General features: G+C 52.1%; 14 protein-coding genes. 9 read left to right on the forward strand and 5 right to left on the reverse strand.

Annotation, left to right across the window (positions count from 1 at the left end):
- Positions 1–475: 475 nt before the first annotated feature.
- From D3P08_RS26130 to D3P08_RS26145, 4 genes are read right to left on the reverse strand one after another with little or no spacing between them, the layout of a single operon-like run.
- The gene (locus D3P08_RS26130) at positions 476–1,342 is read right to left on the reverse strand and encodes a helix-turn-helix domain-containing protein (RefSeq protein ID WP_119603076.1); all 867 of its coding nucleotides are present in this window, start codon (positions 1,340–1,342) and stop codon (positions 476–478) included.
- Between the two features lie 18 nt (positions 1,343–1,360).
- Positions 1,361–1,792: a threonine/serine exporter family protein gene (locus D3P08_RS26135; protein WP_119603077.1), complete on the reverse strand. Its 432-nt coding sequence runs from the start codon at positions 1,790–1,792 to the stop codon at positions 1,361–1,363.
- A 23-nt stretch (positions 1,793–1,815) separates the two neighbouring features.
- Positions 1,816–2,571: a threonine/serine exporter family protein gene (locus D3P08_RS26140; protein WP_119603078.1), complete on the reverse strand. Its 756-nt coding sequence runs from the start codon at positions 2,569–2,571 to the stop codon at positions 1,816–1,818.
- A 32-nt stretch (positions 2,572–2,603) separates the two neighbouring features.
- Positions 2,604–3,782 carry a M20 family metallopeptidase gene (locus D3P08_RS26145; protein ID WP_119603079.1) on the reverse strand — a complete coding sequence of 393 codons (1,179 nt, stop codon included), beginning with the start codon at positions 3,780–3,782 and terminating at the stop codon, positions 2,604–2,606.
- Positions 3,783–3,973: 191 nt separating this feature from the next.
- Here D3P08_RS26145 and D3P08_RS26150 point away from each other — a divergent pair, with 191 nt between their 5' ends.
- The 3 genes from D3P08_RS26150 to phoU all read left to right on the forward strand — a co-directional run bounded on the left by D3P08_RS26150 (position 3,974) and on the right by phoU (position 6,682).
- Positions 3,974–5,116, forward strand: a complete 1,143-nt coding sequence (locus D3P08_RS26150) for a methyl-accepting chemotaxis protein (protein WP_119603080.1) — start codon at positions 3,974–3,976, stop codon at positions 5,114–5,116.
- Positions 5,117–5,221: 105 nt separating this feature from the next.
- Positions 5,222–5,980: a phosphate ABC transporter ATP-binding protein PstB gene (gene pstB, locus D3P08_RS26155; RefSeq protein ID WP_119603081.1), complete on the forward strand. Its 759-nt coding sequence runs from the start codon at positions 5,222–5,224 to the stop codon at positions 5,978–5,980.
- A 42-nt stretch (positions 5,981–6,022) separates the two neighbouring features.
- Entirely contained in the window at positions 6,023–6,682 is a 660-nt protein-coding gene (gene phoU, locus D3P08_RS26160) for a phosphate signaling complex protein PhoU (RefSeq protein WP_119603102.1), read from the forward strand.
- Between the two features lie 59 nt (positions 6,683–6,741).
- Here phoU and D3P08_RS26165 read toward each other — a convergent pair whose 3' ends face one another.
- Entirely contained in the window at positions 6,742–7,632 is an 891-nt protein-coding gene (locus tag D3P08_RS26165) for a LysR family transcriptional regulator (RefSeq protein ID WP_119603082.1), read from the reverse strand.
- A gap of 176 nt (positions 7,633–7,808) precedes the next feature.
- On the opposite strand from D3P08_RS26165, the gene D3P08_RS26170 reads away from it, so the two are divergent.
- From D3P08_RS26170 to D3P08_RS26195, 6 genes are all read left to right on the forward strand, one after another.
- Positions 7,809–8,768, forward strand: coding sequence for a phosphate ABC transporter substrate-binding protein (locus D3P08_RS26170; RefSeq protein ID WP_119603083.1), 960 nt, complete (start codon positions 7,809–7,811; stop codon positions 8,766–8,768).
- Positions 8,769–8,843: 75 nt separating this feature from the next.
- Positions 8,844–9,761, forward strand: a complete 918-nt coding sequence (gene pstC, locus D3P08_RS26175; protein WP_119603084.1) for a phosphate ABC transporter permease subunit PstC — start codon at positions 8,844–8,846, stop codon at positions 9,759–9,761.
- Positions 9,758–10,645, forward strand: coding sequence for a phosphate ABC transporter permease PstA (gene pstA / locus D3P08_RS26180; protein WP_119603085.1), 888 nt, complete (start codon positions 9,758–9,760; stop codon positions 10,643–10,645). Before pstC ends, pstA begins: the two co-directional genes overlap by 4 nt.
- A gap of 12 nt (positions 10,646–10,657) precedes the next feature.
- A complete protein-coding gene (gene pstB, locus D3P08_RS26185) occupies positions 10,658–11,416 on the forward strand; it encodes a phosphate ABC transporter ATP-binding protein PstB (protein ID WP_119603086.1) in 759 nt (252 codons plus the stop codon).
- Positions 11,417–11,613: 197 nt separating this feature from the next.
- Positions 11,614–13,053 carry a GGDEF domain-containing protein gene (locus D3P08_RS26190; protein ID WP_119603087.1) on the forward strand — a complete coding sequence of 480 codons (1,440 nt, stop codon included), beginning with the start codon at positions 11,614–11,616 and terminating at the stop codon, positions 13,051–13,053.
- Positions 13,050–14,240 (forward strand): EAL domain-containing protein, encoded by a 1,191-nt coding sequence (locus D3P08_RS26195; RefSeq protein WP_147381856.1) that lies wholly within the window; start codon positions 13,050–13,052, stop codon positions 14,238–14,240. The genes D3P08_RS26190 and D3P08_RS26195 overlap by 4 nt, the downstream gene beginning before the upstream one ends.
- Positions 14,241–14,329: the final 89 nt, after the last annotated feature.

Raw genomic sequence — 14,329 nt, forward strand, 5'->3', positions numbered from 1 at the left:
TATGGCCCACTCAAAGAGAAGCAAGAAACTTAGCTGGGGGCGAAGCCCCCGGCAAACCATCACTAAATACTAAAAATATCCATCGTCCCGATGGAAAACCCTGCTACACAACTTTCTTGACGCTACCAGAACCGCATCGGTTCTGAGCAAATAGTGACGCTACGCGATACTAAAAGCCTGGAGTGAGCTACTCTCGAGCAAATAGTGACGCCACGCGCAACTAATTGTCCGAACCGCATCGGTTCTGAGCAAGTAGTGACGCCACGCGATACTAATAGCTTGGAGCGAGCTGATCTCAGGAACGTAGTAACGCGACACGAGCTTAAATGTCGACAGCGACAATATGCGTCTGTGCAGTTTGTCGCGGTGCTGCCACGGCACTAACGTCTGCGCAGCGGCCACGGCACTAGCGTCTGCGCGCGCCGCGGCACCATCATCACGGGAATTAGCGCTTGCGAGAGCGCAGCAACAGCTATTATTGCCGCTGCCAAGTGGACATTTTGCGCTGGAACTGCTTCGGCGAGCAGTCGTTATATTTTTTGAACATCTTATAGAAGTGCGCCATGTTCGGCATGCCGATCCGCTCGCCAACCTCGGAAATGCTCAAATCCTTCGTCAGAAGAATCCGCTCCGCCCATTTCACCTTCCGGTAATTCACATATTCGGTGAAGGAAAGGCCGATCGTCTTTTTGAAATATTTGACAAAATAATAGTAGCTCATATTCGCGATTTTACATACTTCCTCCACTTGGATCCGGTCGGTCAAATGATTCTCCACGTAATCCAGCACAGGCTTCAGCCGGATTTTATCGAAGTTGTCCTGCTCCACGAGCATCTTCCGCGTGTCGCCTCTCAGCAATAACAGCAAGATTTGCTTGATCAGGATGCTCACGGCAAGCTCATAGCCGGTTTCCTTGCGGGAGGCTTCCTTCAGAATGCCTTCGATACACGCGGCGGCCTGCGCTTTGATCGCCTCGTTTTCTTTAAAAATATAATTGGCTTTGCTAAGCGGCATATGGGTCTGCGAGAAATACCGGATATAAGGAATGGAGCTGTGATCGAAAAATTGATCGATATCGAATTGCAGCACGATATAATCCAAATGCTTGCTGCTGCGGTCCCGATGCAGCTCGGAATCGCCGATAATAACGAGATCGCCGGCCCGCATATGGAAGCTGTCTTCCTCCAAATAAACATCGAGCCTGCCGTCGAGCACGAGCAAAAGCTCCAGCTGCTTATGATAATGCCAATTCGTATAGCCGACCTCCTGCCGCTGCGCGCGGAAGATGCGGATCGACAGCAGCGGGTTTTCGTAGACGACTTTTTCGTTGACTGCCTCCATTGTTGCGGAGCCTCCTTTTTAGCGTATCGATCTTCGTATGACCTGGTTGATGACCTCCGATAGAACAAGCCCTATTGCGATCGAGCCGGATATCATAAAGGCTTTAACGGCCAGCTGAACAGCCGTATCATATTGATTCAAAACGACGTTTTTCATCGCGTCATATGCAATCCCTCCGGGAACGAGAGGAATAATGCCCGGCACGTTAAACACAATAATCGGCGTTTTGTAAAGCTTGGCGAACCATTGGCTGATGATGGTCACCAAGGTTGCCGCGATCAGCGTTGCCGGGATAATATCCAGATCTAACCGGATTCCAATCGTGTAGACCATCCAGCAGGCCATGCCGGCAGTGCCGCATTGCAGCAGCAGGCGCTTGGGCGCGTTGAAAACAAATCCGAACAAAGCGGATGAGATAAAGCTCGTAATGAGCTGCGAAATGATGTACATAAACATTCGGCTCCCTTAAACCATTAATAAAAGGATAAGACCGTCGCGATACCCGCGCCGATCGCAAATGCCGTCAGGAACGCTTCAGCCCCCTTCGATAAGCCGGAAACAAGATGTCCCGCCATCAGATCGCGTACGGCGTTCGTAATATGAAGCCCTGGCACAAGCGGCATGACGGAGCCGATAATGATTTTGTCCAGCTCGCCGCCCAAGCCCAAATACACGGCTAAGGACGAGCTGGCGCCTATAATGATGGCTGTCAAAAATTCCGCAAAAAATTTAACCGGAACCAAACGGTGCAGCATTAAAAAGGAAAGAAAGCCGACGCCTCCGATCAAAAATACGGTCAAAAAGTCAGACCATTTGCCGTCGAACATAATGAGAAAGCAGCCGCTTGCCGCCGCAGCCGCAAGCACCTTATACAGCTCCCGGTATTCATAGGACTTCTCTTCCAAATCCTTTAGCTGGCGATAGGCGTCCTCGGCGCACAGTTCGCCTTTACTGATTTTCCGAGAAATATCGTTAACCATCGAGACCTTCAAAAGGTTAGTTGACCGCTCCGAAATCCGGACAAGTCTTGTTATTTGGGAGGCGCCGTCTGTTGCGAAAATAATGCCAGTCGGCGTAACGTAGCTGTGCGAGCTTTCGATGCCGTACGCGTAAGCGATGCGGTTCATTGTATCCTCGACGCGGTAGGTCTCGCCGCCGTTCTGTAAAATGAGTTTGCCTGCAAGCAGACATATCTTAATGGTTAGTTGGGAGGGTTCCTGATTTTGCATGGCCAGCCCTATTCCTCCAGTGCTAATTTCGTCTACCGTTTCACAGCCGATTGAGCTTCAAACTCAGCGCGAATGCGGCGGAGCAGCTCAGGATCGCTTACGACATCATAAGCCGTAGCCGCCAGCATCTTAGCGCCGAATATCATGCGCTCCAAAGCGCGGCCGGTCATCGCGGCGTCGCGGAACTCCACCGTGTGAAGAGGATAGCGTTCTTCGACGATTTTGACATACGGATGAATGGCGGGGCAGCGTACGGACACGTTGCCAAGATCAAGCGAGCCGTGATCCTTGCCGCTTTCAATCATCTCAGGCGCAATGCCGGCCTCGATTAAATTGGCGTTAAACCGGCTCGACAACGCTTCGTTCGTAAGCAGCTCGTCGTATGAAAACTCGTAATTGTTGACGCTTAGCGTGCAGCCCGTCGCCATCGCCGCCGCTTCCGCGATGCGCAGCACCTTGGCCGTCAGCTCGTTCGTGTAAGCGCGGCTTGCGGAACGGACATAAAATTTCGCGGAGGCGTAATCCGGAATAATGTTGGGAGCCATGCCCCCGTTATCGATAATGCCGTGGATCCGGGCGTCGCTTCTTGTTTGCTGCCGAAGCGCGTTAATGCTGTTAAACAGCGCAATAACGGCATCCAAGGCGTTAATCCCTTCATGCGGGCTGGCTGCGGCATGCGCGGCCTTGCCTGTATATTCGAAGCGCAGCGCATCTAAAGCCAGCGATTCGCCCGACCGCTCAAAGGAGTGGTAAGGATGCGCCATTAACGCGATGTCGCAGTCGTCGAACAGACCGGCTTCGGCCATCGGCACCTTAGCGCCTTTGGTTTCTTCCGCCGGCGTGCCGTAAACGCGGATGACGCCGCCGTATTGATCGATCACGGCCTTTAGTCCGACAGCAGCAGCCATGCTCATTGAGCAGATCAAATGATGGCCGCACGCATGCCCGATTTCCGGCAGCGCGTCATATTCGCATAAGAACGCAATCGTCGGCCCCGGCTTGCCCGTATCGTATACGCCGATAAAGGAGGTTGGGATGTCCAGTATTCCGCGTTCAACCCGAAAGCCCTGCCGCTCCAGCTCCGCGCATAGCAGCCCGGATGCGAACATTTCCTCGTGCCCCAGCTCCGGACGGTTGCCGATGGCTAGAGAAATGCCGCGGAACGTGTCCGCATGCCGATCTATTGTATCCAAGACGGTCTTTTTGTTCATGTCGTTGCCAATGCCTCCGATGTCTTCATTCTCGTTACTAGTTTATCATACTGACTCCATCTGATACGATATCCCGAAGCGGCTTCGCCAAACATTGACATTTAACATGGCGTTAACACATTTATAGACCACGTTTAATGCTATAGTCCTATAGTAGCCATAGATAAAAAGAGAGAAAAGAGGGATTCGAGATGGCTGCGGAACTATTGGATAGCGGGCTTAGGAGCGAAGCGCTGAAGCAAGAACGGATGACAGTGGGTCTGGGTGAATTCATCCGTAAGGCGCCTGTTGCGGAGGAGTCGAATACCTGCAAGGAAATTAGCGACCTGTTCAAGGAGCACCCTGAAAGCGAATGTGTCGTCATCTGCGACATAAAGGGAAGAGTAAAAGGCTTTGTGATGAGGAACCGTTTTTTTCTTAAGCTCGGCAGCCGGTACAGCGCGGATTTATTTTACGAAAAGCCGATTACCGTGTTAATGGACCCCAATCCGCTATGCGTGGAAGCGGACAGCGACCCCGAGCGAATGATCGATTTCGCGCTTAACCGGGATGATAGCGTCTTATATGACTGCGTCCTCGTGGTGAGAGGCGGGATTTTTGCCGGCGTTCTTACGGTGGGCGACTTGCTTCGTTTGTCCCGCAAGCTGCAGGACCAATCCGTTCAGTCTCAGCTGAACACCATTCGATCCGTAGTGGTCCGGGCGAAGGAAATTGAAGAAGCGATCCGGTCGGTCCGGTCGTCGGCTTCGCAAGGCGGGACGTTGTCAAGCGAAATGGTGGAGCTGACTTTAGGCGGCAAAAACGCATTGGATAAAGTGACGGAGGCGATCGAAAGAGCCGCGTCAACGTCGAAGCAGCAGGAGCAGCGCATGATGGAGCTTCAAGAAGAAGCGGGCTCCATCAGCAAAGTGTCCGAGCTGATTAAGGATTTGGCGGAACGAAGCAATATGCTGGCGCTCAACGCATCGATCGAGGCGGCAAGAGCCGGGGAGTACGGGCGCGGGTTTGCGGTTGTGGCAGGAGAAGTGATGAAGCTCGCGAACCAAACGAAGAAGTCGGCCAACGATATTACCATGCTGACGAAGTCGGTCTTGGACGCGATCGAGCTAACGGTTCAACTCGCGCAGTCCGGCCGAAGCGAGACGAGCGCAAGCGAAGCCCATGTCCGGAACGCGGAGAACGCCTTCAGCGCGATCTTCCAAGCTGCGGCCGCTAACCGGACCAGCGCGAAGGAAATTGAAAATTTGGCCGAGCAAGCCCATCGTCAAGCGGCGCATGTAACCGACGAGCTTGACAAGCTCCGCAAAGAGACATTTAACATTACGTTTACATAAAACGCACTTGCGATTTACAAAACGCTAGTATGATAGAGTTCGAGTCAAACCCGTCGAGCGTTCGATTATAGCAGCCTAGGGCGGGTTAGAGGGGGACTGCAAATCATGAATACGACGTTAATAGATATCAAAAAGCTAAACTTGTTTTATGTAAATTTCCAAGCGCTCAAGGATGTATCGCTTACAATTCCGAACAAAGCCATTACGGCGTTTATCGGACCTTCGGGCTGCGGCAAATCGACGCTGCTTCGCACGTTGAACCGGATGAACGATATGATTCCCGGAACCCGGATTGAAGGTGAGATTCTGATAGACGGCAAAGATATTTACGCAAACGAAGTTGAGGTCGAGTCATTAAGACGCAAGGTCGGAATGGTATTCCAACAGCCCAACCCTTTTCCGAAATCGATTTATGACAACGTTGCTTATGGTCCGCGGCTGCATGGCATAACGGATAAGAAGAAGCTGGATGAAATCGTAGAAACAAGCTTGAAGTCCGCGGCTTTGTGGAATGAAGTGAAGGATTTCCTCAAAAAATCGGCCCTTGGCCTCTCCGGCGGACAGCAGCAGCGGCTGTGCATCGCGAGAGCGATCGCGGTAAATCCCGATATTTTGCTTATGGACGAGGCTACATCGGCGCTGGATCCGATCTCGACCTTGAAGATTGAAGAGCTCGCGCAAGAGCTGAAAACGAAATATACGATTGTCATGGTTACGCACAACATGCATCAGGCGGCAAGGGTGTCGGATCAAACGGTATTTTTCTTAAATGGAGAAGTCGTGGAATTTGCCGAGACGGAAAGCTTATTCTCCAATCCGACGGATCAACGCACGGAAGATTATATAACCGGTCGATTCGGTTAACTACCATTTACGCATAGAGGCATAGGAGGCACGCTTGTTATGATGACGGTCAGAAAAGAATTTGATTCAGGTTTGGAGAAGCTTCATCAATTAATTATCGAAATGGGCAATTTCGTCGAAAACGCGCTTGCGGAATCGATGGAAGCATTAAAAACGACCGACGTGGAGCGGGCCAAAGCGGTGATCGCGAAGGATCCTTCGCTTAACCAGATGGAGGAGAAAATTACGGAGCTCGGCTCCAAGCTGATCGCCACCCAGCAGCCGGTCGCCAAGGACTTGCGCCGAATTCTCGCTTCCTTCAAAATCGCCAGCGATCTGGAGCGAATGGGCGATCTGGCGGTTGACGTGGCGAAGGTTGTGCTGAGGCTGGACGGGCAAGAGCTTATTAAGCCGCTGATCGATTTGCCGCGGATGGCGGAGATCGTACAGCAAATGACGTACGAATCCATTCAATCCTTTATTCAGGAAAATGTCGATCTGGCCTACAAAATGTCCAAGGACGACGATCAAGTCGACGCGCTGTACGGCCAAATTACCCGCGAGCTCTACTCGCTCATGATGGAGAATCCGCGCAACATTACGCAATCGTCCCTGCTCAGCTTTGTCGGCCGCTATCTGGAGCGGTTCGGCGACCACGCGACGAACATTGGGGAAAGCGTCGTGTACCTCGTCACCGGCTCGAGACCGGATTTGAATGTTTAACGTTAATATGGCCTTATAAGGTAAATATAAAACGCCGGAGCTTACGTCTCCGGCGTTTTTTATATGACTTCCGGTTCGCTGAACAGCGACACGACGCGTTCGATCAGCTCCTGGTTCCAATAATGGCGGGACCAGCTGGCGAACAACCGCCACTCGGGCGCTTGTCCTTGCAGCGGTATAAGCTTTAATGTGTCCAGTTTTGGAACCAGCTTCTCCGGCAGAATAGCCAAAGCGCCGAAAGCTTCAATCGTAGGGACAATAAGTTCAATGGTGCTATAGGTTGCGGCCGCACGAAGGTAGCGGTTCTCGTTCTGAAACCACTTTGTAACGCAAGAGGCGACAGACGGATCTTCCAGCTCCGCTAACTCGTACTGCTCGAGCTCTTCCAGGAGGCCGCTCGGGCTTGCTCCCGCAATCGGATGCGTTCGGCTCGCCGCTAGAGCGAAAGGCGAACCGGCTACGGCTTTATGCCTGTACTCGGAGTGGTCGGCATGAATTCTGCTTTCGCCGCATAGGACAAGATCAACAAGACCGGATCCTAGTCTATCGAACAGCTCCGACTGCTCATGCACGCTGATTGATAGGTTCGTATCTTCGCGCAAGGCGCCGAGCCTGCTTATGGCCAATGAGTGAGTCAGGTAGGCGGCGGCGCTGGTTGTGCAGCCGATAACCAGCCGGTTGCGCTTCCATTCGCCCATAGCCGACAGCTTGGTCATCGCCTCATCGTATAATGCCGTTATTTGCGAAGCGTAGCCTAGCAGCATTTTACCATGGGGGGTAAGCAGCACTTTGCCGGTTCGGCTTTCGAACAGCTTGACGCCCCATTCCTCCTCCATCTTCTTCATATGAAAGCTGACGGTAGGCTGTTTTAATTGCAGGGCGTTCGCTACGGCTGTGATCTGTTTATAGCGGTCAATGTACACAATTAACTTCATTTTTAACAAACTCATAAGAGACCTCCGCAACCATACAATCTATCTATATTATACGTCTAATCATAGATTAATTCTATGATTTTTAATTGTTTATTTTACAAATCGAAAACATTAGGATAATCACTCCCCTTTAGAATAGGTCTTGTGAACGAAACAAAACCAAACAGGTAGTGAGAGGGGAAAACGAAGAAATGAAAAAGGCAGTCATGTTAGTAATGGCAATTGTACTCACATTCACTCTGGCAGCATGCGGAAACAACGCGAACAATAGCGGCGGCAACGCAAGCACGCCTCCGGCATCGAATAACAGCGGCGGCGCTACGACCGAACCGTCCACTGAGCCAAGCGAAGAACCGAAACTTGAAGGATCGCTTCTTGCTACTGGATCCTCCGCTCTTCAACCGCTGGTTGACCAAGCGTCCAAAATGTTCATGGAAAAGAACAGCGGCGTAACGATTCAAGTACAAGGCGGCGGAAGCGGCACCGGTCTGACGCAAGTTTCCGAAGGCCAAGCCGACATCGGCAACTCCGACGTATTCGCGGAAGAAAAGCTTGATGCCGACAAAGCTGCTGAGCTGGTTGACCATCAAGTAGCGGTTGTCGCGATGGCGGCAGTTGTTCACCCTGACGTAAAAGTTGATAACTTCACGAAGCAGCAGCTGGTTGATATTTTCACGGGCAAAATTACGAACTGGAAAGACCTCGGCGGCGACGATCAAGCGATCGTAATCGTAAACCGTCCGGCAAGCTCCGGCACTCGCGCAACGTTCGAAAAATATGCGCTTGGCCAAAAATCCGAAGACCTTCAAGGCTCGATCCAAGAAGATTCCTCCGGCACCGTTAAGAAAATTGTAGGCGAAACACCTGGCGCTATCGGTTATCTTGCTCTTTCTTACCTGGATGATTCCATCAAAACCGTGTCTTACGAAGGTGTAGCCGCTACGGAAGAAAACGTTGTAAACGGCACGTATCCGGTATGGGCTTACGGACACATGTATACAAAAGGCGAGCCGAACGAAGTGGCGAAAGCTTTCCTGGACTACATGCTGAGCCCTGAAGTGCAAGAAGGACCAATCGTAGAGCTTGGTTACATCCCTGCAAGCAAAATGCAAATTACTCGCGATGTTGACGGCAACGTCACGAAAAAATAATGAGCATCCTATCTTAAGCAAGAAAGAGGCGGATCCAGTCATCTGCCTCTTTCAAGCGCTGTAGAGGAGATCCGTATGGCCCAAACAACATTAAAGACATCAGACAAAAGAATAACAGGAAAGCATCACTTTGCAGAAGAATGGGTCGGGCGCATTTATACGACCCTCTGTGTATTGTTTCTTGTGACGACAATCGTCGCTATGGTTTATTTCGTCGCTTCCCGCGGTCTCACTACCTTTTTTAAAGATCATGTAAATCCGCTCGAGCTATTGACCGGACTGAAATGGAGTCCGGAAGGCGAACCGCCAATGTTCGGCGCGCTGCCGTTCATCTTCGGTTCGTTCAGCACATCGATGCTAGCCGCTCTAATCGCGGCGCCGCTTAGCTTTTGCGCGGCCGTCTTTATGATTGAAATTATGCCTAAGTTCGGACGAAAATATTTGCAGCCTGTTATCGAGCTGCTTGCAGGTATTCCTTCCGTCGTATACGGATTTATCGGACTCAGCGTAATCGTTCCTTTCTTCCGGGACGTGTTCCCGGGACAAGGTGTCGGTATCGCCGCGGGCGCCCTTGTCTTATCGATCATGATTCTACCAACGATGACTACAGTTGCTACGGATGCCCTCGCGGCTCTGCCTTCCGGTCTGAAGGAAGGATCATACGCGCTTGGCGCAACCCGTTGGCAAACCATATATCGCGTTGTGCTTCCGACGACGCTACCATCGCTCATGACAGGCGTCGTGCTTGGCATCGCGCGTGCGTTCGGCGAAGCGCTAGCCGTGCAAATGGTTATCGGCAACGCGCCGTTTATTCCGAAGAGTCTATTCGAGTCGGCCCAAACGCTGACGAGCGCCATCACGCTCAGCATGGGCAATACCGTAACCGGCTCTGCGCATAACAATGCGCTGTGGTCGCTCGCGCTTATCCTGATGCTGATGACCTTTGTATTCGTCTTTATCGTACGCTGGCTGGAAGGCAGGTCGAAACTATGAGAGCAAAAACAGTAGATAAAATCGCAACGGGCGTGATCATCGGGGTCGCGGCTTTCATCGTGCTCCTGCTTGCAGGACTGCTTGGGTTTATTTTGGTAAGGGGACTGGGGCATCTGAGCTTTGACTTTCTGACCTCCCCTCCGGATTCGTTCCGCGAAGGAGGCGGCATCGGCCCGCAGCTGTTCAACTCGCTGTTCCTGCTAGTTCTGACCATGATTATTACCATTCCTCTCGGCATCGGAGCAGGGATCTACATGAGCGAATACGCAAAGGCCAATAAGCTGACGGACTTCATCCGTCTGGTCGTGGAAGTGTTATCGTCCTTTCCTTCGATCGTCGTCGGTTTGTTCGGGCTGCTGATGCTCGTCAATTACTTCGGACTCGGCTTCTCGCTTATGGCGGGCGCGCTTGCGCTGACGGTATTTAATCTTCCGCTTATGGTCCGGATTACGGAGCAGGGGCTGAAGAGCGTGCCGAGGGAGCAGAAGGAAGCCGCGCTCGCGCTCGGCTTGACGAAATGGAAGACGATCTCGTCGATCATGCTGCCAATTGCTTTGCCTATTATTTTGTCGGGTACGATTCTGGCTGCCGGCCGCGTGTTCGGGGAAGCGGCGGCGCTTCTGTTCACTGCAGGCATGAGCTCGCCGAGACTTGATTTCTCCGAATGGAACCCGCTGAACCCGGTATCGCCGTTGAACCCGTTCCGTCCGGCTGAGACGCTTGCCGTGCACATTTGGAAGATCAACTCCGAAGGCCTTGCGCCGGATGCTCCGGAGATCGCGGCAGGCGCTTCGGCAGTTCTGGTCATTACCGTGCTGCTCTTTAACCTGCTGGCAAGGTGGCTCGGACGGTTCATGCACCGCAAGTTTACCGCAACGAAATAGGAGGCAACGCACATGGCTGACAAAGGCATATCCGTAAAGGATTTAAGCGTATATTACGGCGATCATAAAGCCGTTAAAAATGTAACGATCGATTTCAACAACAAAGACGTAACGGCGCTGATCGGGCCATCGGGCTGCGGCAAATCGACGTTCCTTCGCACCTTGAACCGGATGAACGATCTGATTCCGAGCGCGCGCATGACCGGCGAGATTTGGATCGGCGACGAGGATATCAATCATCCGAAGACGGATGTGGTGCTTCTGCGCCGCCGGATCGGCATGGTCTGGCAGCGCCCGAACCCGTTCCATAAATCGATCTATGAAAATATCGCGTTCGGTCCCCGTTATCACGGCATAACGAAAAAAAGCGAGCTTGACGATTTGGTGGAGGAATCGCTCCGCAAAGCGGCGCTTTGGGAAGAGACGAAGGACCGTCTCCATACGTCCGCGCTCAAGCTGTCGGGCGGCCAGCAGCAAAGGCTTTGCATCGCGAGATCCATTGCGGTGAAGCCGGACATCATCCTGATGGACGAACCCGCTTCGGCGCTCGATCCCGTATCCACTTCTAAGGTAGAGGAGCTGATCTCCGAGCTGAAGGAGGATTATTGTATCGTGATCGTCACGCATAATATGCATCAGGCCGCTCGCGTTTCATCGAAAACGGCGTTTTTCTTATCAGGGGAGCTGATCGAATACGATAATACGGAGACGATGTTTACGAACCCTTCCAAGAAGGAAACAAGCGATTATATTTCCGGCCGTTTCGGCTAAAGTATTATTTTAAAGGCAACCTTCGTTACGTCATCCAGCTGACGGTCGAGGTTGTCTTTTTTAGGCATATAGACCTGTTTTTTCGGGCCAAGTTTACAAGGAAATAACATGATTATAGATCTAATTTCATATTCCGCTGGTATTCTTAGTACATATGTAAGCTTTGTGTTCACCTAACGAGTTCAGAGGAGAGCCGTATGGACGAAACCGGTTTTGGATTAATGAATGACAGGCTGCTGCAGACTGTTCAGGAGAAATGGCGGCAAGGCGGAATCGCGGTATTGTTCCTGCAAATGAACGTGGAGCAAAAACTCGCGCAGGAAGCAGTGCGAGAGTGGGAGCAGTCCACATCCGCTTTATTCTGGAGGCATCAAATGGAGCAGAATTGCTTATTTTTATTAGATGCCGGCGAAGGGCGCGGCTCCATCGGGGAAATAGCGGATGAAGCGGTCAAGCGGCTTCGCGAAAGGCTTGCGGAAGCTCTTGCCGGTAAGATCGGCACGCCGGGCCAAGACGGATGGTTTAATACGAATGTTAGCTTTGTCTACCCCGATCCGGCGAAATCGGCGGACGTTCATTTGTTCCAATCGCTTGCGAAGGCTTGTGAAATTCGTCTTTCGAATCCCAAAGATTCGATGCCGTACATAAACGGGACGGGGAGTCAAAGCATCGGCCGTCTGGCCGCGCCGATCCATTCGGTCGCCTATAATGCGACGGTGTCGCAGGTTTCCTATTTATTCGATATGGATGCGAAAGCGCAAGGGGTTGTGGTCGTCCGAGAAGGCAGGCCGGTCGGGCTGCTTATGCGGGAGAAGCTGTATCAATTGCTGGCCGGTCAATACGGGCTTTCCCTCTACTGGAATAGACCGGTCGAAAAAATTATGGACGGCGAACCGCTCATCGTGGATGAGGCCATGCCGGTGGAGCAGGTTTCTCAGCTTGCGATGTCAAGAGCCGATTACCGGCTGTATGATATCGTCATTTTGACGAAGGACGGGTTGCTGAGCGGGGTCGCTACGATAAGGGCCATCCTTGAATGTATGACGGCGCTCAGGACGGAGGAAGCGAGGTCGGCGAATCCGCTTACCGGCCTGCCGGGAAATGCCGGCATTCAAGCGGAGCTCCATGATCGGATCAGCAGGGGTAAACCGTTTGCAATGATTTATGCCGACCTGGATTATTTCAAATGGTTTAATGATTGCTTCGGATTCGGGCTCGGGGATGAGCTCATTCGGCACTTGGCGGGGCTGCTTCGTTCGGTGACGAAGCAGTACGCCGGCTCCGACAGCTTTGTCGGACATATCGGGGGCGATGATTTTATCGTCATAATGGAGCCGGGCGCTGCGGAAGTGATCAGTCAGACGATGATTGACGCTTTCGACCGAGAAGTCGTTTCCTTCTACGGCGATATGGATATTTCGGAGGTGGAGGACCGGAGCGGCGTAAAGGTTCAAACGGACGGCGTGTCGCTTTCCTTATCGGTATTAATTTGGGACGGAAAAACGTCCATTACGCCATCGAGCCTGTCCCAGCTCGCGGCAAAAGCGAAAAAAAGAGTAAAAGCCGTCAAAGGCAGCGCTTATGTTATTGATCAATTAACGGGAATGCAGCATAGAGAGGAACGGAGTCGACTGTGAGACCATACAATCGAATTCAAAGTTTATCGAAGGGTTATTTGGGCATGATCTATTTCTCTTGGCAATGGAAAGGGCAGACGGAGGGAGAATGGCCGAGTCCGGAGCTGCAGGAACGCTGGCGGCTCGCGGCGGAGCGGGAGACGGATAAAGTGCTTCGTTCGGTTGTTTTAAGAACGGTCCGAAGCTGGAAATGCCAGGATCTGTTTTTGTCCATCGACTTGCCTGACGGCAAGCAAGGCATATGGGAAAGCTGGCTTTCGCAGCTTGCTCACGAGCTGGGGAGCAGCATTTCGTCTGCCGTGCGTGCCGAGACGCTGCCGTTCGATCCTTCGCCGCCAGGCCTTTTGCTGATAGGTACCGCCGCTGTGAACCGTAAAGCATTTCTCGATGAGGACTGTTTATGGTACGAAGCGAGCAAGAAGGCCATGCTGCAAGGGCAGTTCGGCGGCGGTTACGAACGCGGGGTGAAGCGGAAAGCGCTGGAGCGAATCTTAAACGGAAAACAGATTTATCCGGTCTATCAGCCTATTATATCCGTTAACAGGATGGAGATTTTTGGCTTTGAGGCGCTGACCCGGCTTCATGACGCCAATGTGTTCAAAGGGCCGCTTGAGCTGTTTCAATTCGCCGGCGAGGAAGAGAAGATGTATTCGCTGGAGAAGCTGGCGAGAGAGCTGTCGATTGACGGGTGTCAAAGCCTGAAGCCGAACCAAAAGCTGTTTATTAACGTGATGGCGCAAATTATGGAGGATCCCGGATTTTCTCCCGGCCAGACCATCGATCTGCTGGAGAAGCATCATTTGTCCCCCGAGCAAGTGGTCTTCGAAATTACGGAGCGGAGCTCGATCGAAGATTTTCCCTCGGTCAAAAAAACGCTGGAGCATTATCGGAATCAAGGCTATCAAATCGCGATTGACGATGTGGGCGCAGGTTATTCCTCGCTCCAATCGGTTGTCGAGCTTCGCCCGGATTATTTGAAGGTCGACCGTTCAATCATTAGCCATATCCACCAAGACGATGTGAAGAAGCATGTCTTGCATACGCTGCAGGAAGTGGGGGCGAAGCTGGGAGTGTCGCTCATTGCGGAAGGGATCGAGCAGCAGGAGGAGCTTGATGTTTTAACGCAAATGGGCATTCCCTACGCTCAAGGTTATTTGCTAGGCAGACCGGCGCCGTTTCCGACTTGAAAAAATGGGCTTTTTCTCATGTGCGCGCGCGGCTGCGGGTGCTTGGGAGAGGCCCTTTTTGTGGTATGATAGAAAGTAGGAAAATTATT

Source organism: Paenibacillus nanensis, from assembly GCF_003583765.1.
Lineage (GTDB): Bacteria > Bacillota > Bacilli > Paenibacillales > Paenibacillaceae > Pristimantibacillus > Pristimantibacillus nanensis.

Coding starts and splice junctions, on each gene's coding strand:
- D3P08_RS26130 (WP_119603076.1), bottom strand. CDS start 1,342: ATGGAGGCAGTCAACGAAAAAGTCGTCTACGAAAACCCGCTGCTGTCG.
- D3P08_RS26135 (WP_119603077.1), bottom strand. CDS start 1,792: ATGTACATCATTTCGCAGCTCATTACGAGCTTTATCTCATCCGCTTTG.
- D3P08_RS26140 (WP_119603078.1), bottom strand. CDS start 2,571: ATGCAAAATCAGGAACCCTCCCAACTAACCATTAAGATATGTCTGCTT.
- D3P08_RS26145 (WP_119603079.1), bottom strand. CDS start 3,782: ATGAACAAAAAGACCGTCTTGGATACAATAGATCGGCATGCGGACACG.
- D3P08_RS26150 (WP_119603080.1), top strand. CDS start 3,974: ATGGCTGCGGAACTATTGGATAGCGGGCTTAGGAGCGAAGCGCTGAAG.
- pstB (WP_119603081.1), top strand. CDS start 5,222: ATGAATACGACGTTAATAGATATCAAAAAGCTAAACTTGTTTTATGTA.
- phoU (WP_119603102.1), top strand. CDS start 6,023: ATGACGGTCAGAAAAGAATTTGATTCAGGTTTGGAGAAGCTTCATCAA.
- D3P08_RS26165 (WP_119603082.1), bottom strand. CDS start 7,632: ATGAGTTTGTTAAAAATGAAGTTAATTGTGTACATTGACCGCTATAAA.
- D3P08_RS26170 (WP_119603083.1), top strand. CDS start 7,809: ATGAAAAAGGCAGTCATGTTAGTAATGGCAATTGTACTCACATTCACT.
- pstC (WP_119603084.1), top strand. CDS start 8,844: ATGGCCCAAACAACATTAAAGACATCAGACAAAAGAATAACAGGAAAG.
- pstA (WP_119603085.1), top strand. CDS start 9,758: ATGAGAGCAAAAACAGTAGATAAAATCGCAACGGGCGTGATCATCGGG.
- pstB (WP_119603086.1), top strand. CDS start 10,658: ATGGCTGACAAAGGCATATCCGTAAAGGATTTAAGCGTATATTACGGC.
- D3P08_RS26190 (WP_119603087.1), top strand. CDS start 11,614: ATGGACGAAACCGGTTTTGGATTAATGAATGACAGGCTGCTGCAGACT.